The organism is Cupriavidus sp. USMAHM13 (assembly GCF_001854285.1).
GTDB lineage: Bacteria > Pseudomonadota > Gammaproteobacteria > Burkholderiales > Burkholderiaceae > Cupriavidus > Cupriavidus malaysiensis.
The window spans coordinates 3,063,317-3,085,623 of sequence record NZ_CP017751.1 but is presented as its reverse complement, the minus strand read 5'-3'; the positions used below and the strand labels follow the sequence as shown (position 1 = coordinate 3,085,623).

Below are 22,307 nucleotides of genomic sequence, written 5' to 3'. Positions count from 1 at the left end.
AACGCAAGAGGCCTTTCGGCCGGCGCTGAGGCCGGCAGCAGGGCAATTCTCCGCCGGACTGACCCGGCAACCCGAAGCAGAATAAGATGGGCGCGCGGCTTTCATGCGGACGGCATGCCGGCCGGCCGCGCAATGAGATGGCGATGGCGCTTCGGCCTCGCTGGATCCGAAATCCCCGAATCCTCCGGCGGTCCGCCGGGGGCAGGTGCAAAGACAGGCTGCACACATCCGTATATGAATACCCAAGAGGCGAAAATCGTCCTCGAGACTGCGTTGATCTGCGCGCAGGAGCCCTTGCGCGTGGCGGAACTGCGACGGTTGTTCGCCGATGAGGTGGCTGCCGACACCATCCGCGTGCTGCTGGACGAGTTACGTCTGGATTGGCGTGATCGGGGCGTGGAACTGGTGGCGCTGGCCAGTGGCTGGCGTTTCCAGAGCCGGCCCGGCATGCGCGAATACCTCGATCGCCTGAATCCGGAGAAGCCGCCGAAATACTCGCGCGCGGTGATGGAGACGCTGGCGATCATCGCGTACCGGCAGCCGGTAACCCGCGGCGACATCGAAGAGATCCGCGGGGTGACCGTCAGCACGGAGGTGATCAAGCGGCTCGAGGACCGCGAATGGATCGAAGTGATCGGCCATCGCGATGTGCCAGGGCGGCCCGCGCTGTACGCGACCACCAAGGCTTTCCTCGATGATCTCGGCTTGCGTACCCTGGACGAGTTGCCCCAGCTGGAGGATGCGCAAGCGCAGATCCAGGCGGCCTTGCTGGACCAGCAGGCCATTGACTTCGAGTCGCTTGGCCAGGCCGGCGTGCCCGCCGGGCAGGATGCGGAGGGGCAATTGGCCCTGGATGGCATGACGGTCGCCGAGGCCGGCCGTGTCGCCGGCGGCCTGGCGCCGGCGACGCTTACCGAGGCGATCATCGAAGCCGCACCTGGGCAGGTTCCCGCCGGGTTTGACGCCGTTCCCCAGGCTGTGCGGCAGATACCTGAGCCAGCCAGCCATGCCGCCGAGGCGTCCGCGCGGACGCCGGCCGACGGCGTACCCGATACCGAGACCGCATCCGCCCAGCCGGCCGATGCTCTCACGCCGGCAGACGGCGAGCGCGATGCGCGCGACGAGCGCCTGCCTAACTGAACCCATGCAACATCCGATTGTGAATACTTTGTCCGATTCTGTAGAGCAAGACGTCCGCCACGCGGATGCGCCGGGCAGCGATGCCGGCAGTGCGGCCGAGTCCGGCGCATCTCCCGAGGGCGGCGCACGCCGCAAGGGCCTGCGGCGCGGCTTGCGCAATCTGGTGGCGAGCCGCCGCCAGGCGGCGCAGGATCGAGAGGCCGGCCGTGGCGCGGCGCCCGAAGGCGGCGATGCCGCGCCTGGCGAGGCTGCGCCGGCGGCGTCGGCTCAAGGCGGCAAGTCGGCAGGGCGCAGCCGCGGCAAGCGCAAGGCTGCAGCGGTTGACGCGGAAGCCGAGGCCATCCGTGCCGAAGCGGCACAGGCTGCGCCGGGCCAGGACGGGCAGCCGGTGCCGGCCGCGCCGGGTGGCCGCGAAGGTGGTGCGCGCAAGCGCAGGCCGGGACAAGGCCAGCAGGGGCGGGCGGCAAAGCCGGCCGGCGAGTCGGCCAAGGCCGGCGGCCGCCCGCAGGCCAAGGGCAAGGCCACGCAGCCGCGTCAGGGCGCGCCCAAGGGTGCTGGCAGCCCCGACGATCTGTTCCGCTTCGTGATCTCGGACCAGTTCGACCAGGAAGAGACCGTGGTGCCGCGCACCAAGGCGAAGCCGGTGCGCGAACTGTCGGCCGACGATGATGCGCCCAAGCTGCACAAAGTGCTGGCCGATGGCGGGCTGGGTTCGCGCCGCGAGATGGAAGAACTGATCCTGCAGGGGCGCGTGTCGGTCAATGGCCTGCCGGCCCATATCGGCCAGCGCATCCTGCCGACCGACCAGGTCCGCGTCAATGGCAAGCTGATTGCCCGCAAGATTTCGAGCAAGCCGCCGCGCGTGCTGCTCTACCACAAGCCGTCCGGCGAGATCGTCAGTCAGTCGGATCCGGAAGGCCGCCCGACCGTGTTCGACAACCTGCCGCGCATGAAGACCGGCAAGTGGGTCGCGGTCGGCCGCCTGGACTTCAACACGGAAGGCCTGCTGATCTTCACCACCTCCGGGGACATCGCCAACCGCTTCATGCATCCGCGCTACGGCGTCGAGCGCGAGTACGCGGTGCGCACGCTGGGTGAGCTGGCCGAGTCCGATCGCCAGCGGCTGCTGCACGGCATCCAGCTCGACGACGGTGAGGCGAGCTTCCTGCGCATCGCTGATGGCGGCGGCGAGGGCATCAACCGCTGGTACCACGTGGCCCTGACCGAGGGGCGCAACCGCGAGGTGCGCCGCATGTTCGAGGCGGTGGGGCTGACGGTGTCGCGCCTGATCCGCACGCGCTACGGACAGTTCCTGCTGCCGCGCGGACTCAAGCGCGGTCGCTGGCACGAGCTGGAGGCCGAAGAGGTACGCGCGCTGATGAGCGGCATCGGGCTCAAGCTGCCCGGCAAGGGCGAGCAATCGAGCAAGGGTGTGACCAAGGTCGGCGGCCGCAAGCAGCGCGAGGAAGCGGCGCTGGCAGGTATGCCGATGCCGACCGGCATGGACGGCCTGCCGCGCTTCGAGCGTGCGGCAGGCGGCCGGGGCAATGGTGCCGGCCGTGGCCAGCCGGACCCGATGCAGACGTCGATGGGGTACATCAGTCACGGTCCCACCCTGCTGACTTCGCATTCCAAGCTTGCCAGCGGCGTGAGCCTTCCCGGCGCAGCCATGCCGGTGGGTGGCAACAAGGGCGGCAACAAGGGTGGTGGGCGCGGCAAGGCTGGCGCCGGCGGCGGTGGTGCCGGTCGCCAGCAACAGCAGCGACGTGGCGGCGATGTGAACGGCAACGTGATGCCGAAGGCGGCCAAATCCGGTGGCGCCAACCGGCGCCCGCGTGGTCGTAGCGGCGGTGGCGGCGGTGGTGGTGGCGGCCAGCGCGGCGGCAACCGCTGAGGTGCGGTGAAAGGCGCAAAGCCGGGTGGCGTGGCTGCCCGGTCGGCCTTTTGCCTTTTGCACATAATCTGCGTATAATCCAAGTCTATTCAAAAGTGTCATCCTCAGATGGGTGAGCGAATGATGGGCATTGCGCCCATTTTTTTTTGCTCCATCCGGTTTCTCGTTTCGGGGGTGGCGCGGCGAGCCGAAGCGGATGCCGCACGGCCCGCGATCGTGTTTGAAGGCCATTACTCGGGAATACAGTGCATCTGGCAGATTTGATCGAAACCACCCTGAACGGCATGGGGTACGAGCTGGTCGAGCTCGAGCGTGCCCCGGCAGGATTGCTGCGCGTGTATATCGATCAGCCTGAGACGGGCATCGTCATCGAGGATTGCGAGAAGGTCAGCCGGCAGTTGACGCACGTGCTGACGGTCGAGAACGTCGACTATGAGCGCCTCGAGGTGTCGTCTCCGGGGCTGGACCGGCCGCTCAAGAAGCTGGCCGACTACGTCCGCTTCGCCGGCGCGCAGGCCAGGGTCACGCTGCGCCTGCCGGTCGACGGGCAGAAGAACTTCGTCGGCGTGCTGCAGGCACCGGCCGGCGAGCCTGGCGCCGAGAAGATCGGCCTGGAGTTCGAAGGGAAGAACGGCCCGTCGCTGCTGGAATTCACTGTATCCGATGTCGACCGCGCGCGCCTGGTGCCGGTGATCGACTTCAAAGGAAATCAAAGAAAAGGGAACAAGCAATGAGCCGCGAAGTTCTGTTGCTCGTCGATGCGCTTGCGCGTGAGAAGAACGTCGACAAGGATGTGGTATTCGGTGCGCTCGAGGCGGCTCTTGCCTCGGCCACCAAGAAGCGCTTCGAGGAAGACGTGGACATCCGTGTCGCGATCGATCGTGAAAGTGGCGAGCATGAAACGTTCCGCCGCTGGCTTGTCGTTCCCGATGAACAAGGCCTGCAGGAGCCGGACAAACAGATCCTGCTGTTCGAGGCGGTCGAGCAGAATCCCGACATCAAGCTCGATGACTACATCGAGGAACAGATCGAGTCGGTCGAGTTCGGCCGTATCGGCGCCCAGGCCGCAAAGCAGGTGATCCTGCAGCGCATCCGCGACGCCGAGCGCGAGCAGATCCTGAACGACTACCTCGACCGCGGCGAAAAGATCATGACCGGCACGGTCAAGCGTGCCGACAAGAAGGGCCTGATCGTCGAGTCGGGCCGCGTCGAGGCGCTGCTGGCGCGCGACCAGATCATCCCGAAGGAGAACCTGCGCACCGGCGACCGCGTGCGTGCGTACATCCTGAACGTCGACCGCACCGCACGCGGACCGCAGATCGAGCTGTCGCGCACCGCGCCCGAATTTCTCGTCAAGCTGTTCGAGAACGAAGTACCCGAGATGGAGCAGGGCCTGCTGGAGATCAAGGCCGCCGCGCGCGATCCTGGCGTGCGCGCCAAGATCGCCGTGGTCGCCCACGACAAGCGTATCGATCCGATCGGCACCTGCGTCGGCGTGCGTGGCACGCGCGTGACCGCGGTGCGCAATGAGATCGGCGGCGAGGCGGTGGACATCGTGCTGTGGTCGGAGGATCCGGCGCAGTTCGTCATCGGCGCGCTGGCACCGGCGCAAGTGCAGTCGATCGTGGTCGATGAAGAGAAGCACTGCATGGATGTGGTGGTCGACGAGGAGAACCTCGCCGTCGCCATCGGCCGCAGCGGGCAGAACGTGCGGCTGGCGTCCGAGCTGACCGGCTGGCAGATCAACATCATGACCCAGGAAGAGTCGGCGCAGAAGCAGGCCGAGGAAAGCGAGGTCGTGCGCAAGCTGTTCATGGCCAAGCTGGACGTGGACGAGGAAGTGGCCGACATCCTGATCGAAGAAGGCTTCTCCACGCTGGAGGAAGTGGCCTACGTGCCTATCAGCGAGATGCTGGAGATCGAGGCGTTCGACGAGGACACGGTCAACGAACTGCGCAACCGCGCGCGCGACGCGCTGTTGACGATGGAATTGGCCCGGGAAGAAAGGGTGGAAGAGGTGTCGCAGGATCTGCGTTCCCTCGAAGGCCTGACCCCGGAACTGATCGGCAAGCTGGCGGAAGGCAATATCCACACGCGCGACGACCTGGCCGAGCTGGCCGTCGACGAAGTGATCGAGATGATCGGCGTCAGCGAGGAAGAAGCCAAGGCGCTGATCATGAAGGCACGGGAACACTGGTTTAACTGAGGGACACGCCCGGGGCCCGCGCGCCCCGGGCGCGATTTCCGCGAACGAAACTGTCCCGACGTAGAAACCGAGCATTGAAAGGGTTTGAATGGCAAGCACAACAGTTGCCCAACTGGCCGCAGAACTGAGTCGCAGCGCAGCTGCCCTGCTGGAACAATTGCAGGCAGCTGGAGTGGGCAAAGCCACTGCTGACGACATTGTTACCGAGTCGGACAAGACCCGGCTGCTGGACTATCTGAAGCGCGTCCATGGCGCCGCGGACGATAGCGCCCGCAAGAAGATCACGCTGACCAAGCGCGAGACTTCCGAGATCCGCCAGGCCGACTCCACAGGCAAGACGCGCACCGTGCAGGTCGAGGTGCGCAAGAAGCGCGTCCTGATCAAGCGTGACGAGGCCGGCGGCGATGGCCAGGTCGACGCGCACGACGGCCGCGATGCCGCCGCCGAGGCTGCCGATCAGGCACGCCGCGAGGAGGAAGAGCGTCAGCAGGCGGAACTGCTGGCTCGCCAGGAAGCCGAAGCGAAGGCGCGCCGCGAGGCCGCCGAGCGCGAAGAGGCCGAACGTCGCGCCAGGCAGGAAGCGCTGGAGGCCGAGGAACGCCGCCAGGCCGAACTCGCCAGGGCGAAGGCCGAGGAAGAGGCTGCGGCCAGCCGTGCGGCGAACGATGCTGCCGAGGAAGCGGCGCGCAAGACGGCCGAGGACGAGAAGAACCGTCTGTCAGCCGAGCGTGCCGTGGCGCAGAAGGCCGCCGATGATGCCAAGGCAGCCGCCGACAAGGCGCGCGCCGAGCAGGATGCCGCACGTAAGCGTCGCGAGGCCGCCGAGGCCGAGGCCCGCGCCATCCAGCAGATGTTGAATGCGCCCGCGCGCGTGCTGAAGGCGCCGTCCGAGCGCAAGGCCGAGGAAAAGAAGGCCGAGCAGACCGGCACCCTGCACAAGCCGGTCAAGCCGGCCGGTACCGAGGCCAAGAAGGAAGACAAGAAGCCTGCCACGACCACGACGACCGCTGCCACGACCGACAAGAAGTCGGGCAAGGTGCTGAAGTCGGGCAGCTCGTCGACCTGGCAGGACGAAGGCAAGAAGAAGGGTGGCGGCCTGAAGACCCGCGGCGATTCCTCCGGTGGTGTCGGTGGCTGGCGCGGTGGTCCGCGCGGCCGCGGTGGCAAGCAGCAGGTCGATGACAGCCGCAGCAATTTCCACGCGCCGACCGAGCCGGTGGTGCGCGAAGTGCACGTGCCCGAGACTATCTCGGTGGCCGACCTGGCGCACAAGATGGCTGTCAAGGCATCCGAGGTCATCAAGCAGATGATGAAGCTCGGCCAGATGGTGACCATCAACCAGGTGCTGGACCAGGAAACCGCCATGATCGTGGTGGAAGAAATGGGCCACAAGGCGTTCGCCGCCAAGCTGGACGATCCGGAAGCCCTGCTGGACGTCGGCGAGGAGCATACCGACGCCGAGCAGCTGCCGCGTCCGCCGGTGGTGACCGTGATGGGTCACGTCGACCACGGCAAGACCTCGCTGCTGGACTACATCCGCCGCACCAAGGTGGCTGCGGGCGAAGCCGGCGGCATTACGCAGCATATCGGTGCCTACCACGTCGAGACCGAGCGTGGCGTGATCACCTTCCTGGACACCCCGGGCCACGAGGCGTTCACCGCCATGCGTGCGCGCGGTGCCAAGGCAACCGACATCGTCATCCTGGTGGTGGCCGCCGACGACGGCGTGATGCCCCAGACCAAGGAGGCGATCTCGCACGCGAAGGCAGCGGGCGTGCCCATCGTGGTGGCGATCAACAAGATCGACAAGCCGGATGCCAATCCCGATCGCGTCAAGCAGGAACTGGTGGCCGAGCAGGTCTTGCCGGAAGAGTACGGCGGCGATTCGCCTTTCGTTCCGGTGTCGGCCAAGATGGGTACGGGCGTGGACGAACTGCTGGAGCAGGTGCTGCTGCAGGCGGAAGTGCTCGAACTGAAGGCACCGGTCGATGCCCCGGCCAAGGGCCTGGTGGTGGAAGCCCAGCTGGACAAGGGCAAGGGCCCGATCGCGACCATCCTGGTCACCAGTGGCACGCTCAAGCGTGGCGACGTGGTGCTGGCCGGCAGTGCGTACGGCCGCGTCCGTGCGATGCTGGACGAGAACAGCAAGCCGACCAAGGAAGCCGGTCCGTCCATCCCGGTGGAAATCCAGGGCCTGTCCGAGGTTCCGGCCGCCGGCGAGGAAGTGCTGGTGCTGCCGGACGAGCGCAAGGCGCGCGAGATCGCGCTGTTCCGCCAGGGCAAGTTCCGCGACGTCAAGCTGGCCAAGCAGCAGGCAGCCAAGCTGGAGACCATGCTGGAGCAGATGAGCGAAGGCGAAGTGCAGACGCTGCCGCTGATCGTCAAGGCAGACGTGCAGGGCTCGCAGGAAGCGCTGGTGCAATCGCTGCAGAAGCTGTCGACCGACGAGGTGCGCGTGCAGATCGTGCACGCCGCGGTGGGCGGTATCTCCGAGTCCGACGTCAACCTGGCGACGGCCTCGAAGGCGGTCATTATCGGCTTCAACGTGCGTGCCGACGCTGGCGCGCGCAAGCTGGCCGAGCACAACGGCATCGACATCCGCTACTACAACATCATTTACGATGCGGTAGACGAGATCAAGGCGGCGATGTCCGGCATGCTGGCGCCCGAAAAGCGCGAGACGACCATCGGCCAGATCGAGGTGCGCCAGGTGTTCCGCGTGCCGAAGGTCGGCGCCGTGGCCGGCTGTATGGTTACGGATGGCCTGGTCAAGCGCTCGTCGCTGGTGCGTGTGCTGCGCAACAATGTGGTCATCCACAGCGGCGAACTCGACTCGCTCAAGCGTTTCAAGGACGACGTCAAGGAAGTCAAGCAGGGCTTCGAGTGCGGTCTGTCGATCAAGAACTTCAACGACGTTCAGGAAGGCGACCAGCTCGAAGTGTTTGAAATCACCGAGGTGGCGCGCACGCTGTAAGGCGGGCGCGGCGGCGGCCGGCCGGACCGGCCGCCGCCATCTCGACAACGCAGGTTCGCATGGCCAAGAAAGGCTCCATTTCCTCCCGCAATCTCCGTATCTCCGACCAGATCCAGAAGGACCTGGCCGAAATGATCCAGCGAGAGCTGCGTGATCCGCGCCTCGGCCTGGTCACGCTGCAGTCAGTCACGCTGACGCCGGACTACGCGCACGCCAAGGTGTACTTCACCGTGCTGGGCGCCGAACCCGAGGCGGCCGCGGCGGCTCTCAACGAGAAGGCAGGCTACCTGCACTCGCTGCTGTTCAAGCGCCTGCATATCCATACGGTGCCGACGCTGCATTTCCATCACGATACCTCGGTGGAACATGCCATCGAGATGTCCAAGCTGATCCACCAGGCCAACGCCGACCGCGCCAAGGACGACTGATCCGGGCGGCCGGCCCTGCCGCAACGGCAGGGGCCTTCCGGCGCGGCCGTGCATCGTAGCGATCGCCCGCCGCGCTTCCTTCCAGATTCCGATGACCGATTCCAACGCGTCCCGCCCGCCGCGCCTGCCGCGCCGCGACGTGCATGGCGTGCTGCTGCTCGACAAACCGCTCGGGCTGTCGTCCAACGACGCCCTGGTGCGTGCCAAGCGCCTGCTGCGCGCGAACAAGGCCGGACATACCGGCACACTCGATCCGCTGGCGACCGGGCTGCTGCCCTTGTGCTTCGGCGAAGCCACCAAGTTCTCGCAGGATCTGCTCGAAGCCGACAAGACCTATGAGGCGACCGTCTGCCTGGGTGTGACCACCGCCAGCGGCGATGCGGAGGGAGAGGTCCTGCAGCAGCGTCCCGTGACGTGCGGGCCCGAAGCGCTGAATGCGGTGCTGGCGCGTTTCATCGGCGAGATCGAGCAGGTGCCCCCGATGTACTCGGCGCTGAAGAAGGACGGCCGGCCCTTGTACGAATATGCCCGTGCCGGGCAAACCGTGGAGCGCGCCGCGCGGCGCGTCACCATCCACGAGCTTGCCCTGCTCGATTGCACGTTGCCGGCACAACCGGGTTTTTCCATGCGTGTCCGCTGCAGCAAGGGCACCTATATCCGCACCCTGGCCGAAGACATCGGTGAAGCCCTGGGCTGTGGTGCCCACCTGACCGCCCTGCGCCGCACGCAAGTGGGCGACCTGAGCCTGGCGGGTGCTGTCACGCTGGAACAGATCGAGCAGCAGGCGGACGAACAGCGTCCGGCCTTGCTGGCGCCCGTCGATGCCCTGTTGCAGCGCTGTCCGCCCGTGTCCCTCGATGTTGCGGCGAGTGCGCGCTTCCTGCAGGGACAGCGGATCGCAAGGCGCGACCTGCCGGCCGGTGCACCGGCTCTGCAGGAAGAGATGCTGGCGCGCGTGTACGCGGCGGAGGACGGGCGGTTGCTCGGGGTGGCGCGCATGCGCGAAGGGGCGCTGCGTCCCGAACGACTGGTCAGGCTCTAGCCAAACCGCGGCCTCGATCGCCTGGTTTCGCGAAATGTCTGTTTCTGCGGCCAACGTCGGCAAAATCCTTCACTTTTGTTGTGAAATCTGGTTGAATGGTGCTTCCGTCCTGGTTGTCGATGTCGACATCGCCAGGACGTTGAACCGTCGACCATGATCACCGCCGTCACCTATCTCCTGCGCGCGGCGACAGCCGCCGTCCTCATCTCCGCCCGGTCCCTCGTCTGACGCTGTCCGCGCCAGGCCGAGGCACCGGGCCGAAACCCGCTCCCGTCAAGACCCTGTTCGGGCGCGCCGCGCGGCGCGCCCTGTCTGCACACGATGGCACGCGCTTCCCAGCGCGGCGCCGTCCCTGACTTTGGGAGTCGCCATGCGAAACACGGTTTTCCTGACCGCGGCCGAAGCCGCACGCCTGCGCGAGCTGGCAGTCTCCACCCGCACGGCGCCCGAACTGCGCCGCTCCTTGCATGCCGTGCTCGATCGGGCCGAGATCCGTCCCGCCCAGGCCTTGCCGGCGGCGGTGGTGCGCCTGCACGCGCCATTTCTCTGCATCGAGGTGCGCCATCGCGAGCACTTCCATTGGCGCATCGTTTATCCGGAACAGGCGGATTTCGGCCGCGGCTGGCTCAGCGTTCTGTCGCCGGCCGGTGTCGCGCTGCTGGGTACGCCTGTGGGATGCCCGGTGCGCTTGCCGGTGGAGGGCGACGGCCAGGCGCTCGAACTGCTGGTCGAGGAAGTGCTGCCGGGCTGAGGGCGGCGGTCGCTTCCAGTCGATACGCGCTGCACTGGCGCTGCGCGTGGTCATGCGGGGTGGGCGGCGCTAACGGCTGGCCGCCGGCCGCCCGCGGGTGTGCAAAGCGGGGAGAAGAGAGGGATGTCCATCATGCGTTGGATGGGGGTGCAGCGCTGGCCAATGTCCGCTGCCCGGGCGCGGGAGCGTGTCGAGGTCGCCGCGCTGGAGTTGCCGGAAGGTGAGCGGCGCTGGCTGCGCGACCGGCTCGTCTGCCAGGACCTGGCCGACGCGCTGGCAGCGCAGGGGGCCGCGTTGCTCGGGCGGGTCGACCATGAGCCGGTGCACGGCTGCTGCGTGGCGCAGATCGCGGAAGGGGCGCCGATGCGGCTTCATGTGGCCGTGCTCGGCGATGCGATCGGCAGCGGTAACGGCAGCGGCGGCCGGATCGGCCGTGTCGGACCGGCGGCATGGCTCGAGGCAGTGGATGCCGCGCTCGCCAGCGTCGATGCACAGGCGGCCGCTGAAGCCGCCGGCTTGGGTGGCACACCGTACGCGGTCTGCGCAGTGTTGCTGGCGGAGCCCGCCATGCCCGTCGCACCCGACGTGCTCGGCGCGCTGCCAGTGGTGGAATGGTTCGGCTTCGGTCCCTATCGCTGCCTGCGAGCCGCCTATGTGCTGGCAAGCAATCCGGCTCGGCCGTCGGGATGGCAGGCCTTGCGCGTGGGGATCGAGACAGGGCAGGCGGGCTGGCGCGGCGAGACGGTACTTGGCCGGCGCCGCGGTGCCTGAGGGGGCACCGCGGCGCCGGCGGGGGCTCAGTGCGCGCCGGCCGCTGCGTCGGCGCCGCCCCCGCCCCCGCCCTTGGCGGGCTTGGTCAGCCAGACGAAGCCGATCAGTACGAAGAACAGCACTCCGGAGATCCAGAAGATATCGTTTGCGCCCAGCATCGACGCCTGCAGGCTGAGATTGCGCTCGATGACCCCGGTGGCCTGGGTCTGGCTCATGCCCATCTGCATCAGGTGGTTGAGCTGGTCCAGATAGGCCGTGTCATAGGGGTTGACCTTCTCCACCAGCCGCGCGTGGTGCAGCGCCGAGCGGTTCTCCCATACCGTCGTCGAGATCGACGCGCCGATCGCGCCGAAGGTGATCCGCACGAAGTTCGACAGGCCCGAGGCGGCGGGGATCTTCTCCGGCGGCTGGCCCGACAGGATGATCGAGGTCAGCGGGATGAAGAACATCGCCATCGCCGCGCCCTGGATCAGGGTCGGGATCATCAGCGTGCGGGTGTCGACCTGCGTGGTGAAACCCGCGCGCATCAGGCTGACGATGCCGAAGGTGATGAAGGCCGTGGTGGCGACCCAGCGCGCATCCATCCGCGGCAGGTTGCGGCCGATCACCGGGGACAGCAGGATGGCGAAGATCCCCACCGGGGCCATCACGATGCCTGCATCGGTGGCGGTGTAGCCCACGATCGTCTGCAGCCACAGGGGCAGGATCACCAGGTTGCCGAAGAACAGTCCGTAGGCCACGGAGATGGCCACCACGCCCGCACTGAAGTTGCGGCCCTTGAACAGGCTGATGTCGACGATCGGATGCTTCTCGTAGCTTTCCCAGATCAGGAAGAACAGGAAGCCGACCACCGCCACCAGCGTGAGCACCACGATCTCGGTGGAGTGGAACCAATCGAGTTCCTTGCCCTTGTCGAGCATCAGCTGCATCGAGCCGACCCAGATCACCAGCAGCGCCAGTCCGATACGGTCGATCGGCAGCAGCTTGGTGGGTGTCTCGCGTTCGCGGTAGATGACCCAGGTGGCGTAGGCCGCCATCAGGCCGACCGGGATGTTGATGTAGAAGATCCACGGCCACGTCATGTTGTCGGAGATCCAGCCCCCCAGCAACGGTCCCATGATCGGCGCGACCAGTGTGGTCATGCCCCACAAGGCCAGCGCCATGGTGCTCTTCTGCGGTGGATAGCTCGACAGCAGCAGCGACTGCGACAGCGGGATCATCGGGCCGGCCACGGCGCCTTGCAGGATCCGCGCGGCGAGCAGTACCTCGAGGTTCGGCGCCACGCCGCACAGCCACGACGAGAGCACGAACAGCAGGATCGAGGTGATGAACAGCCGCACCGCGCCGAAGCGGGTGGTCAGCCAGCCGGTCAGCGGCACCGAGATGGCGTTGGCCACGGCGAACGAGGTGATCACCCAGGTGCCCTGGTTGGGCGCCACGCCAAGGTCGCCGGAGATGGCCGGAATCGACACGTTGGCGATCGACGAGTCGAGCACGTTCATGAACGTGGCCAGCGACAGCGCGATGGTGCCGATGATCAGCCGGCCGCCGGTCAGCGGGGCGGGTGCAGCCGGCCGCGGCGCCGGGCGCGCAGCCGTGTCCGGCTTGCGGTCCGGGCTGGCCGGAGCGGAGGCGGTAGCGGCCATGTCAGCTGTTGGCGTTGGCGGCCGTTGGCTTGGCGCTGGCGCTGTCGGCCTGCGGGGTTGCCGGCAGGCTGGCCGGGCGGCCGCCGTTGTTGTTCGAGATGATGCGCTCGATCAGCGCGTCCGCATCGTGGCCGACCTTCTCATAGACGTCGGTCTGCAGCGGGCGCGGCGCTGGTGCGGCCGCCATGGCGGCGCCTTCCTCCTTGCGTACGTCGACGGTGACGTTCATCGACAGGCCGACGCGTAGCGGATGGTCCTTGAGCTGCTGCGGGTCGAGCGCAATGCGAACCGGCAGGCGCTGCACCACCTTGATCCAGTTGCCGGTGGCATTCTGCGCCGGCAGCAGCGAGAAGGCCGAGCCGGTGCCGGCGGAGAAGCCTTCGACCTTGCCCTGGTACTTGACCTTGGAGCCGTAGACGTCGGCTTCCAGCGTGACCGGCTGGCCTACTCGCATATGGGTGATCTGGACCTCCTTGAAGTTGGCGTCGACCCACACCTGGTCGAGCGGCACCACTGCCATCAGCGGGCTGCCGGCGGCGACGCGCTGGCCTACCTGTACCGACCGCTTGGCCACGTAGCCGGTGACCGGCGCCGGCAGCGTCGAACGCGCATAGGCCAGGTAGGCCGAGCGCAGGTTGGCGGCGGCGCGCTGTACATTGGGATGCTTCTCGACCGTGGTGTGGTCGGTCAGCGCCTGGTTCGAGGCCAACTGCTCGCGGGCGGCCAGCAGCGAGGACTCGGCTGCCTTGAGCGCGGTCTGGGCATGCGAGATCTCCTCGCTGGACACCGCGCCGGTGCCGGAGATCGCCTGGCGGCGGCGCAGGTCTTCGCGGGCCTTGGCGAGATCGGCCTCCCGCATCGACACATTGGCGGCCAGCGAGCCGTTGTTCACATACAGCGTGCGCACTTCGCGCACGGCCTGCGCGAGCTGCGCCTCGGCCTGTTCGAGTGCCACCTGCGAATCGGCGCGATCGAGCTGGATCAGCGGCTGGCCGGAGGTGACCAGCTGGGTGTCGTCGGCGGAGATCGAGACCACGGTGCCGGCCACCAGCGGCGTGACCTGGACCACGTTGCCGGCGACATAGGCGTCGTCGGTGTTCTCGAAGTAGCGGCCGTACATGGCCCAGTAGGCGCCGTAGGCCACGCCCGCGACTACGATCACGGTGGTCAGTGTCAGCAGCATGCGCTTGCGCTTGCCGTTGGGATTCGAGGCTTGTTGCGGCTGCTTGCCGGCCGCGTTCTGGTTTTCGCTCATGATTGTCTTTCTGGAAATAGGCTGTGCAATCCGGAAGGCGCCGCGTCAGCCGCGCGCCGCCGCCTCGTTCTTTGCCGTGGACCGGCTGGCGGGCGCCGGGGTGGCGCCGGACTCGGCGGCTTCGCCGGCCTCCTCGCGGTAGCCGCCACCGAGCGTCTTCATCAGGCTCATCTGCAGGTCGAGCCGGCGCGACATCATGTCGGCGGCCAGGCGGCGCTGCTGCAGCACGTTGCTCTCGGCGTTGAGCACGGTGAGCTGCGTACCCAGGCCGGCCTTGTAACGGGTGGTGGCCAGCGAATAGGCATGCTCGGCCAGGTCCAGCGCCTGTTTCTGGGTCTGGATCTGCTGGTCGACGCTGTGGATGCTGGTCATGGCATCCGCGGTCTCGCGCAGTGCGTCGACCAGCGTCTGGTTGTAGCTGGCGACGGCCGAGTCGTACTTGGCGTATTTGCCCTTCAGGTTGGCGCGCAGGCGGCCGCCTTCGAAGACCGGCAGGGTCAGCGAGGGGCCGAAGCCGAAGGTGCGGCTGATGCCCATCAGCAGCTTGCTGGTATCGAGCGAGGCGAAGCCGGCGAAGGCGGTCAGGCTGACGTTGGGCAGGAATTCTGCCTTGGCCACATCGATATCCTTGGACGCGGCTTCCACTCGCCAGCGCGCAGCGACCAGGTCGGGCCGCCGGCCCAGCAGGCCGATGGCGAGGTCGTCGGGCACGTTTGGCGAGGCGTTGGCCAGCAGCGTGGGGCGGGTGATGGCCTGGCCGCGGTCGGGGCCCAGGCCCAGCAGTGCGGCGAGCTGGTTGCGCACCAGAGCGATCTGCTCGTCCACGCGCTGCAGGTCGGTCTGTGCCGCGGCGACGGTACCGCGTGCCTGGGTGGTCTCGACCTGGGTGTCGAGGCCCGCGGCCAGGCGGTCGCGCGACAGCTTGCTCAGGTCTTCACGCTGGGCGATTGCACGCACATCCACGTCGCGCTGGGCGTAGAGCGCGGCCAGTTGCGCGTAGGCGCGTGCCACCGCGGTTGTCAGCACCAGGCGCGCCGACTGGGCTTCGGCCTCGGTGACGCGGTCGTCGGACAGTGCTGCCTGCAAGGCCGCGCGGTTCTTGCCCCAGAAATCGAGATCGTAATTCAAGCCCAGCTGCATGCGGCCCTGGTTCTCCCAGGCGCCGGCCAACGGGGTGCCGGCGAACAGGTCGGTCTGGGAGAAGCGCTGGCGTGTCAGGCTGCCTTCGAAATCCACGCTGGGGTAAAGCGCGGCGCGGGTGGCATCGGCCATCGCGCGCGAAGCGGCCAGGCGGGCATAAGCCGATTGCAGGCTCGGGCTGTTCTGGATGGCTTCATCCACCAGCGTGCGCAGCTGAGGGTCATGGAACTGGTCGACCCAGTCCATCGAAGGCCATTGGCCGTGCTCGGCCGGCAGCGTCTGCGAGGCGGCCAGCGCGGCCGGGTCGGTTTTGCTCAGCGTGCTGTGCGCATCGCCGAAGGCCGCACAGCCGGCCAGCGCGGCTGCGGCCAGCGCGGTCAGCGCCAGCGGGGCGGCGCGACGCATCAGGAAATGCGCGGCCCGCGCGGGCGGGAAGGGGAAGGCTGATTTCATCGTGTCGCTCCGAGGCGGAGCCATGCTGTTGGTTTTCAAGTCTTGTCGTGGCGGTGCGGCCGGGCGCTATCCGCTGTTGTTATCGATGACGCGCGTCAGCATGGTGCGCAGGCAGGTGATTTCATCCGGCGAGAAGCCGCGCAGGCGGCGTTCCACCACGCGGATGAAGATGGCGGGCAGGTGCACCATCATGGCCCGGCCCTGTTCGGTCAGCGAGAGTTCCACCACGCGCCGGTCGGAGGTGCTGCGCTGGCGCTCGATCAGGCCGCGCTTTTCCATGCGGCCCAGCAGCCGCGTCACCGATCCCATGTCGGTGCCCATTTCGCGGCCGAGGTCGGTGACGGTGCTGGCGCGGCCGGTGCCCAGCATCATCAGGCACACCGCCTGCACATGGGTGATGTCGAGGGCGCTCACTTCCTGCTCGACCTCGTGCGTCAAGGCGGATTTCGCCCGCGCCAGCAGATAGCCGATGCTATCCTGCATGTTGTACTCGGCGGGATTCAGGGAAGGCGTCATCAGGTTGGCCGACATGTTTTTTGCCAATGCAATCTTTGCCCTGGCAAATATATGTTTACGAATCACTATCGGCAAGGATGGAAATTGTCTATTCCGGGATCCGCAATAAATAGCGTGGCCGGCCGGGCGTTCCCATCGCCTGGACGTAGAAGGTTTTGCGACGCAGCATGCTAGAATGCCGGGTTATCTTTCGAGGCCCGCTTTCAGCGAGACGCAGCAATGACCCGCGCCATCCGCAATATCGCCATCATCGCCCACGTCGATCATGGCAAGACCACCCTAGTCGACCAGCTCCTGCGCCAGGCAGGCACCTTCCGCGAGAACCAGCAGATCGCTGAGCGCGTGATGGATTCGAACGACCTGGAAAAGGAGCGCGGGATCACCATCCTGGCCAAGAACTGTGCGGTCGAATACAACGGCACCCACATCAACATCGTCGACACCCCGGGCCACGCTGACTTCGGCGGCGAGGTCGAGCGCGTGCTGTCGATGGTGGACGGCGTGCTACTGCTGGTCGACGCGGTTGAAGGCCCGATGCCGCAGACGCGCTTCGTGACCCGCAAGGCGCTCGCGCTGGGCCTGAAGCCGATCGTCGTGATCAACAAGATCGACCGTCCGGGGGCGCGCCCGGACTGGGTGATCAACCAGACCTTCGATCTCTTCGACAAGCTGGGCGCCAACGACGAGCAGCTCGACTTCCCGGTGATCTACGCCTCGGGCCTGAACGGCTACGCCGGCCTGACCGACGATGTGCGCGGCGGCGACATGAAGCCGCTGTTCGAGACCGTGCTGGACAAGGTGCCGGTGCGTAACGACGATCCGGACGGCCCGCTGCAGCTGCAGATCATCTCGCTGGACTACTCCAGCTATGTCGGCAAGATCGGCGTGGGCCGCATCTCGCGCGGCCGCGCCCGTCCGCTGCAGGACGTAGTCGTCAAGTTCGGTCCCGAGGGCAGCCCGATCAAGGGCCGCATCAATCAGGTGCTGAAGTTCCAGGGCCTCGAGCGCGAGATCGTGCCCGAAGCCGAGGCCGGCGACATCGTGCTGATCAACGGCATCGAGGAACTGGGCATCGGCTGCACCGTATGCGCGCCGGAGGCCCAGGACGCCTTGCCGATGCTGAAGGTGGACGAGCCTACGCTGACCATGAACTTCTGCGTCAACACCTCGCCGCTGGCCGGCCGCGAAGGCAAGTTCGTGACCAGCCGCCAGCTGCGCGAGCGGCTGGACCGCGAGCTGAAGTCGAACGTGGCGCTGCGCGTGGCCGACACCGGTGACGACACCATCTTCGAAGTGTCGGGTCGCGGCGAACTGCACCTGACCATCCTGCTGGAAAACATGCGCCGCGAAGGCTACGAGCTGGCCGTGTCGCGCCCGCGCGTGGTGTTCAAGGAAATCGACGGCGTCAAGCACGAGCCGTTCGAACTGCTGACCGTGGACGTGGAAGACGGCCACCAGGGCTCCATCATGGAAGAGCTGGGCCGCCGCAAGGGCGAGCTGCTCGACATGGCATCGGACGGCAAGGGCCGCACCCGCCTCGAGTATCGGATTCCCGCGCGTGGCCTGATCGGCTTCCAGGGTGAATTCCTCACGCTGACGCGTGGTACCGGCCTGATCAGCCATATCTTCGACGACTACGCGCCGGTGCGCGAAGGCGGCCTGGGCGAGCGCCACAACGGCGTGCTGATCTCGCAGGACGACGGCGATGCGGTGGCCTATGCCCTGTGGAAGCTGCAGGACCGCGGCCGCATGTTCGTCAAGCCGGGCGACGCGTTGTACGAAGGCATGATCATCGGCATCCACAGCCGCGACAACGACCTCGTGGTCAACCCGATCAAGGGCAAGCAGCTCACCAACGTGCGCGCCTCGGGTACCGACGAGGCCGTGCGCCTGGTGCCGCCGATCCAGATGTCGCTGGAGTATGCGGTGGAATTCATCGATGACGATGAACTGGTGGAGATCACGCCCAAGAGCATCCGCCTGCGCAAGCGTCACCTGAAGGAGCACGAGCGCAAGCGTGCCTCGCGCGAAGGCGCGTAAGCCCGCACTGACCGCACCGGCGCGATGCCGGTGGTCTGACAAGAAACCGCGCCTGTGCGCGGTTTTTTGTTGCTTGCGCCACCGGTCGCGGATCAGCCGGGCCGGCCGGCGCGCGCGCGTTGGGCGTCGCGCGGATGCTGCCACTCCGGTGGCTTCCAAAGGTGGCGCAGGTCGCGGTTGCGCCACGTATCGGCGAACATGTCACGCCATTCGTGGAAGGTCAGCGTCAGCGGGTTGTGGGTGGCGATGCGGCGGGTGATGCCGTAGTGCGGCGCCTCTTCCTCTGGCACGAAGGTGCCGAACAGGTGGTCCCAGACGGTCAGCACGCCGGCGTAGTTGCGGTCGATGTAGCGCGGATTGCGCGCGTGGTGCACACGATGCACGGAAGGCGTGTTGATGACGCGCTCAAGCCGCGGCCAGCGCCGCCCGAGGCGGGTGTGGACGAAGAACTGGAAGGCCAGGTTCAAGCCCACCGCCAGGATGACCCAGTCCGGCATAAAGCCGATCCAGGCCAGCGGCAGCCAGAACACCCACATGCCCGACAGCGGATAGGTCAGGCTCTGCCGGAAGGCGGTGGAGAAATTCATGCCCTCCGACGAGTGGTGGGTCACGTGCGAGGCCCAAAGCCAGCGCACACGATGACTGGCGCGGTGGAAGCCGTAGTAGAGCAGATCTTGCAGCACCAGCAGCAGCACGAAGGACCAGGCGGTCTCGGGCATGGTGCGCAGCCCGTGCTGGTAGCACCAGGTGTAGGCGGTGCGCACCATCAGCCAGAGGAAGACCGCGTCGGAGGCCTGGTGCATCAGCGCCAGGGTGGCGTTGGAGACGGTGTCGCGCAGGCTGTAGACCGAGCCGTCGCGGCGCGACCAGTACCAGGCCTCGGCTGCGATCGTCAGCACGAAGGCGGGGGCGAAGGCCAGCAGGATCAGGCCGGGATCGAAGGCGGCCTGGCTGGCGGACGCGGATGCGGATGCGGTCATGCGGGCAGTGTGCGCGCTTCGTTCCGGGTTTGGCTTGAGGGATTCCTCCATACGCCGAGCCGTGTTGCGCCAACGCCAGTGCAGCATGGCGCGGGTGGCATCGGCTCCACCTGCCGCCATCCCTGACAAAAATGCAATTCAGTCCGTCCTTGGCAAACGGTCAAGCTTCGAATGCGCGCGCCGTAGACCAGCTGATCGCTGCATGGGCAGCCGTTTCCGGAGGAGCCAGGATGTTTCGCAACACTACGATCGGAGCCAGATTGTGGTTCCTGACTGTCGTCACCAACAGCTTGCTGCTGATTGTCGGCGCAGTCGGCTGGCTGGGCATGTCGCGCAGCAATGAAGCCACACGTCAGATCTACCAGCAGCAGCTGAAGGCTGCGGTCGACCTGGCGGAGGCGCGCTCCAACCAGTTGCTGGTACGCGTGCTGCTGGACCAGGCCACCTTTGCCACCGACCCCGCCGACGCGCGCGCCCGCGCGGAGGGCGCGCAAGGCTTCGCGCGCCAGTCGGAGGCCGCCTGGAAAGCCTATCTGGCGCTGCCGCGCTCGCCCGAGGCGGAGCGCGCCACCGCCGAGGTTTCCGCCCGGCGCGAGGCGCTGTTCACACAAGGCGTGGCGCCCATGATCGCGGCGCTGCATGCGGGCGACCGCGACACGGTGATGCGCTACGTGCTGGATACCATCCCCAAGCTCGATATTGCTTTCACCGCGGTCAACAGCGACCTGAATCGGCTGCAGGTAGCGAGCGCAGCCGCGGTGTACGAGCACTCGCAGCAGCGCTACGACCGTCTGCTGGCGCTGGCCGGCGGCGTGCTGTTGCTCGGGCTGGCCTTCAGCACCGTGGTGGCCTGGCGCCTGCGGCAATCGATCGTGCGGCCGCTCGATATCGCCATCGGCCGCTTCGCGCAGATCGCCTCGGGCGACCTGCGCGAAGTCCGCGCGGAGGTGCACGGCGCCAATGAGCATGCACGCAACGAAACCAGCCGCATGCTGGGCATGCTTGGCCGCATGCAGTCCAGCCTGGTCGCCATGGTGAGCGAGGTACGTGGCGGCGCCGATGCGATTGCCAGCGCCAGCCAGCAGATCGCCTCGGGCAACACCGACCTTTCGCAGCGCACGGAGCAACAAGCAGCCTCGCTGGAGGAAACCGCCTCGAGCATGGAGGAGCTGACCGGCACCGTGCGCCAGAACGCGGACAGCGCGCGCGAGGCCAGGGCGCTCGCGATCGCCGCCACCGACCTGGCCGAGCGGGGCAGCGGGGCGGTGTCGCGCGTGGTGCGCACCATGCAGTCGATCGATGCCAGCTCGGGCAAGATCGTCGACATCATCGAGGTGATCGAGAAGATCGCGTTCCAGACCAATATCCTCGCCCTGAACGCGGCGGTTGAGGCGGCGCGTGCCGGCGAGCACGGCCGGGGCTTCGCCGTGGTCGCCGGCGATGTGCGCGACCTGGCCCAGCGATGCGCCGCGGCGTCCAAGGAGATCCGCTCGCTGATCGGCGCCTCGGTGGCCGATGTCCGCGACGGCACGGGCCTGGTCGACCAGGCCCGTGCAGCGATGCAGGATATCGTCGACGCTGTGCAGCGGGTCAGCGCCATCATCGGGGGCATCAGCACGGCGTCCGACGAGCAGTCGCATGGCATCGAGCAGGTCAACCAAGCGGTGTCGCACATGGATGCGATGACGCAGCAGAATGCCGCGCTGGTTGAACAGGCGGCGGCAGCCGCCACCGCGCTGGATGACCAGGCGCAGCGGCTGACGCGGCTGATGGCCACCTTTCGCCTCGCCTGAGGCGCCGATGCCCGGGGCCGTGCGCGCCGATGGCTGGCGTAGAATGCCGGCTTGAATTTTTGCTGAGAAGTGGAGACGAGACAGATGACGGACTTCGTGACGACCGAAGTAGTGGGTGGCATCGGCTACCTGACGCTGAACCGCCCGCAAGCGCTGAACGCGCTTTCCCTCGACATGATCCGGGCCATCACGCACGCGCTGACCGCGTGGGCCGAGGCGTCCGGCGTGGTGGCGGTGGTGGTGGCCGGTGCCGGCGGCAAGGCCTTCTGCGCCGGCGGCGATATCCGCTTCTTCCACCAGGCAGCGCTGGCCAAGGATCCGCTGCTGGACCAGTTCTTCGCCGAAGAGTACGCGCTCAACCATCAGATCCATCGCTACGGCAAGCCCTATATTGCACTGATGGACGGCGTGGTGATGGGCGGCGGCATGGGCATCTCGCAGGGTGCGCGCCGGCGCATCGTCACCGAACGGACCAGGATGGCCATGCCGGAAACGAATATCGGCCTCTTTCCCGACGTCGGTGGCGGCTGGTTCCTGGCGCGCACGCCGGGCCATCTCGGCGAATACCTGGGCCTGACCGGCGCCGTCCTGGGCGCCGCGGATGCGCTCTATGCAGGACTGGCCGACCTTTACCTGCCGTCCAATGCGATGGCTGAGGCGCTGGCCGCGTTGCGCGGGCGCAGCTTCGCCAGCGGCGAGGAAGTGCTCGCCCTGCTCGACGCGGCCGCGGCGGCGCACCGTGCGGGCGTCGCGCCGGAGCAGGGCATGCTGGCGCGCGAGCGCCCGGCCATCGATGGTTTCTTCGCGCAGCCGGACGTCGAGTCGATCCTGGCGGCGGTCAGCGATGCCGCCGGCGACTGGGCCGCGCAGACCGCCGCGGCGCTGCGATCGCGCTCGCCGCTGATGCTCAAGGTGACGCTGGAGCAAGTGCGCCGTGCCCGCGACATGTCGCTCGAGAACGAACTGCGCATGGAGCTGGACATGATGCACTACGTGTTCCGTGGCGGCGATGGCATCGAAGGCATCCGGGCGTTGGCGGTGGACAAGGACCATCGGCCCAGGTGGCAGCCCGCCCGGCTCGACGAGGTTGCGCGTGAGCGCGTGCTGTCGTTCTTCGACAGCCCGTGGCGCGGCGCGCAACACCCGCTCGCCGGCCTCAGCGCAGGCTGAGTGCGGCTTGGGCGCGGGCGCGCGCTCAGATGGCATCCAGATGGGGTAGAGTGCCGATTGGCGCGGCAGCTTGCGCGCCGGGCCCGGCTGTCGCCGCAGGGCTGGCCG

Annotated in this window: 17 protein-coding genes; 12 read left to right on the top strand and 5 right to left on the bottom strand. The window is 67.3% G+C overall.

The genetic code is table 11. The annotated features are described in order from the left end of the window. Positions 1 to 234 precede the first annotated feature (234 nt). The 9 genes from scpB to BKK81_RS13515 all read left to right on the top strand — a co-directional run bounded on the left by scpB (position 235) and on the right by BKK81_RS13515 (position 11,206). Positions 235 to 1,140 (top strand): SMC-Scp complex subunit ScpB, encoded by a 906-nt coding sequence (gene scpB, locus BKK81_RS13555; RefSeq protein WP_071013813.1) that lies wholly within the window; start codon positions 235 to 237, stop codon positions 1,138 to 1,140. A 4-nt stretch (positions 1,141 to 1,144) separates the two neighbouring features. Continuing rightward, the gene (rluB, locus tag BKK81_RS13550; RefSeq protein ID WP_071013812.1) at positions 1,145 to 3,034 is read left to right on the top strand and encodes a 23S rRNA pseudouridine(2605) synthase RluB; all 1,890 of its coding nucleotides are present in this window, start codon (positions 1,145 to 1,147) and stop codon (positions 3,032 to 3,034) included. Between the two features lie 245 nt (positions 3,035 to 3,279). Continuing rightward, positions 3,280 to 3,768: a ribosome maturation factor RimP gene (rimP, locus tag BKK81_RS13545; RefSeq protein ID WP_071013809.1), complete on the top strand. Its 489-nt coding sequence runs from the start codon at positions 3,280 to 3,282 to the stop codon at positions 3,766 to 3,768. After that, positions 3,765 to 5,240: a transcription termination factor NusA gene (gene nusA / locus BKK81_RS13540; RefSeq protein WP_071013808.1), complete on the top strand. Its 1,476-nt coding sequence runs from the start codon at positions 3,765 to 3,767 to the stop codon at positions 5,238 to 5,240. The genes rimP and nusA overlap by 4 nt, the downstream gene beginning before the upstream one ends. 88 nt (positions 5,241 to 5,328) lie before the next feature. Next, the gene (gene infB / locus BKK81_RS13535) at positions 5,329 to 8,214 is read left to right on the top strand and encodes a translation initiation factor IF-2 (RefSeq protein WP_071013805.1); all 2,886 of its coding nucleotides are present in this window, start codon (positions 5,329 to 5,331) and stop codon (positions 8,212 to 8,214) included. A gap of 59 nt (positions 8,215 to 8,273) precedes the next feature. Beyond that, entirely contained in the window at positions 8,274 to 8,642 is a 369-nt protein-coding gene (rbfA, locus tag BKK81_RS13530; RefSeq protein ID WP_071013803.1) for a 30S ribosome-binding factor RbfA, read from the top strand. A 91-nt stretch (positions 8,643 to 8,733) separates the two neighbouring features. Beyond that, complete coding sequence (gene truB / locus BKK81_RS13525) at positions 8,734 to 9,684, top strand: tRNA pseudouridine(55) synthase TruB (protein WP_071013801.1); 951 nt, start codon at positions 8,734 to 8,736, stop codon at positions 9,682 to 9,684. A gap of 370 nt (positions 9,685 to 10,054) precedes the next feature. Further along, positions 10,055 to 10,435, top strand: coding sequence for a GreA/GreB family elongation factor (locus BKK81_RS13520; RefSeq protein WP_071013798.1), 381 nt, complete (start codon positions 10,055 to 10,057; stop codon positions 10,433 to 10,435). Positions 10,436 to 10,558: 123 nt separating this feature from the next. Further along, on the top strand, positions 10,559 to 11,206 hold the full coding sequence (locus BKK81_RS13515) for a hypothetical protein (protein ID WP_071013795.1): 648 nt from the start codon (positions 10,559 to 10,561) through the stop codon (positions 11,204 to 11,206). A 26-nt stretch (positions 11,207 to 11,232) separates the two neighbouring features. On the opposite strand, the gene BKK81_RS13510 is transcribed toward BKK81_RS13515, so the two are convergent. From BKK81_RS13510 to BKK81_RS13495, 4 genes are all read right to left on the bottom strand, one after another. Further along, a complete protein-coding gene (locus BKK81_RS13510) occupies positions 11,233 to 12,852 on the bottom strand; it encodes a DHA2 family efflux MFS transporter permease subunit (protein WP_071013793.1) in 1,620 nt (539 codons plus the stop codon). Position 12,853: 1 nt separating this feature from the next. Continuing rightward, positions 12,854 to 14,107 (bottom strand): HlyD family secretion protein, encoded by a 1,254-nt coding sequence (locus BKK81_RS13505; protein ID WP_071013790.1) that lies wholly within the window; start codon positions 14,105 to 14,107, stop codon positions 12,854 to 12,856. Positions 14,108 to 14,152: 45 nt separating this feature from the next. Next, complete coding sequence (locus BKK81_RS13500) at positions 14,153 to 15,700, bottom strand: efflux transporter outer membrane subunit (protein ID WP_071013787.1); 1,548 nt, start codon at positions 15,698 to 15,700, stop codon at positions 14,153 to 14,155. 66 nt (positions 15,701 to 15,766) lie between these two features. After that, on the bottom strand, positions 15,767 to 16,231 hold the full coding sequence (locus BKK81_RS13495; protein ID WP_071013785.1) for a MarR family winged helix-turn-helix transcriptional regulator: 465 nt from the start codon (positions 16,229 to 16,231) through the stop codon (positions 15,767 to 15,769). A gap of 204 nt (positions 16,232 to 16,435) precedes the next feature. On the opposite strand from BKK81_RS13495, the gene typA reads away from it, so the two are divergent. Next, the gene (typA, locus tag BKK81_RS13490) at positions 16,436 to 18,256 is read left to right on the top strand and encodes a translational GTPase TypA (protein ID WP_071013783.1); all 1,821 of its coding nucleotides are present in this window, start codon (positions 16,436 to 16,438) and stop codon (positions 18,254 to 18,256) included. A 92-nt stretch (positions 18,257 to 18,348) separates the two neighbouring features. On the opposite strand, the gene BKK81_RS13485 is transcribed toward typA, so the two are convergent. Further along, positions 18,349 to 19,236: a sterol desaturase family protein gene (locus BKK81_RS13485; RefSeq protein ID WP_071013780.1), complete on the bottom strand. Its 888-nt coding sequence runs from the start codon at positions 19,234 to 19,236 to the stop codon at positions 18,349 to 18,351. 230 nt (positions 19,237 to 19,466) lie between these two features. Between BKK81_RS13485 and BKK81_RS13480 the strand changes: the two genes are divergently transcribed. Together BKK81_RS13480 and BKK81_RS13475 are read left to right on the top strand one after the other, a co-directional pair. Continuing rightward, positions 19,467 to 21,029, top strand: coding sequence for a methyl-accepting chemotaxis protein (locus BKK81_RS13480; protein ID WP_071013777.1), 1,563 nt, complete (start codon positions 19,467 to 19,469; stop codon positions 21,027 to 21,029). 84 nt (positions 21,030 to 21,113) lie between these two features. Further along, a complete protein-coding gene (locus BKK81_RS13475; RefSeq protein WP_071013774.1) occupies positions 21,114 to 22,199 on the top strand; it encodes an enoyl-CoA hydratase/isomerase family protein in 1,086 nt (361 codons plus the stop codon). The last annotated feature ends 108 nt before the right edge of the window (positions 22,200 to 22,307 follow it).

What these genes read in the sequence shown, in the direction of transcription:
- scpB (WP_071013813.1), top strand. Translation starts at nt 235, where the DNA reads ATGAATACCCAAGAGGCGAAAATCGTCCTCGAGACTGCGTTGATCTGC.
- rluB (WP_071013812.1), top strand. Translation starts at nt 1,145, where the DNA reads ATGCAACATCCGATTGTGAATACTTTGTCCGATTCTGTAGAGCAAGAC.
- nusA (WP_071013808.1), top strand. Translation starts at nt 3,765, where the DNA reads ATGAGCCGCGAAGTTCTGTTGCTCGTCGATGCGCTTGCGCGTGAGAAG.
- infB (WP_071013805.1), top strand. Translation starts at nt 5,329, where the DNA reads ATGGCAAGCACAACAGTTGCCCAACTGGCCGCAGAACTGAGTCGCAGC.
- rbfA (WP_071013803.1), top strand. Translation starts at nt 8,274, where the DNA reads ATGGCCAAGAAAGGCTCCATTTCCTCCCGCAATCTCCGTATCTCCGAC.
- truB (WP_071013801.1), top strand. Translation starts at nt 8,734, where the DNA reads ATGACCGATTCCAACGCGTCCCGCCCGCCGCGCCTGCCGCGCCGCGAC.
- BKK81_RS13520 (WP_071013798.1), top strand. Translation starts at nt 10,055, where the DNA reads ATGCGAAACACGGTTTTCCTGACCGCGGCCGAAGCCGCACGCCTGCGC.
- BKK81_RS13515 (WP_071013795.1), top strand. Translation starts at nt 10,559, where the DNA reads ATGTCCATCATGCGTTGGATGGGGGTGCAGCGCTGGCCAATGTCCGCT.
- BKK81_RS13510 (WP_071013793.1), bottom strand. Translation starts at nt 12,852, where the DNA reads ATGGCCGCTACCGCCTCCGCTCCGGCCAGCCCGGACCGCAAGCCGGAC.
- BKK81_RS13505 (WP_071013790.1), bottom strand. Translation starts at nt 14,107, where the DNA reads ATGAGCGAAAACCAGAACGCGGCCGGCAAGCAGCCGCAACAAGCCTCG.
- BKK81_RS13500 (WP_071013787.1), bottom strand. Translation starts at nt 15,700, where the DNA reads ATGAAATCAGCCTTCCCCTTCCCGCCCGCGCGGGCCGCGCATTTCCTG.
- BKK81_RS13495 (WP_071013785.1), bottom strand. Translation starts at nt 16,231, where the DNA reads ATGTCGGCCAACCTGATGACGCCTTCCCTGAATCCCGCCGAGTACAAC.
- typA (WP_071013783.1), top strand. Translation starts at nt 16,436, where the DNA reads ATGACCCGCGCCATCCGCAATATCGCCATCATCGCCCACGTCGATCAT.
- BKK81_RS13485 (WP_071013780.1), bottom strand. Translation starts at nt 19,236, where the DNA reads ATGACCGCATCCGCATCCGCGTCCGCCAGCCAGGCCGCCTTCGATCCC.
- BKK81_RS13480 (WP_071013777.1), top strand. Translation starts at nt 19,467, where the DNA reads ATGTTTCGCAACACTACGATCGGAGCCAGATTGTGGTTCCTGACTGTC.
- BKK81_RS13475 (WP_071013774.1), top strand. Translation starts at nt 21,114, where the DNA reads ATGACGGACTTCGTGACGACCGAAGTAGTGGGTGGCATCGGCTACCTG.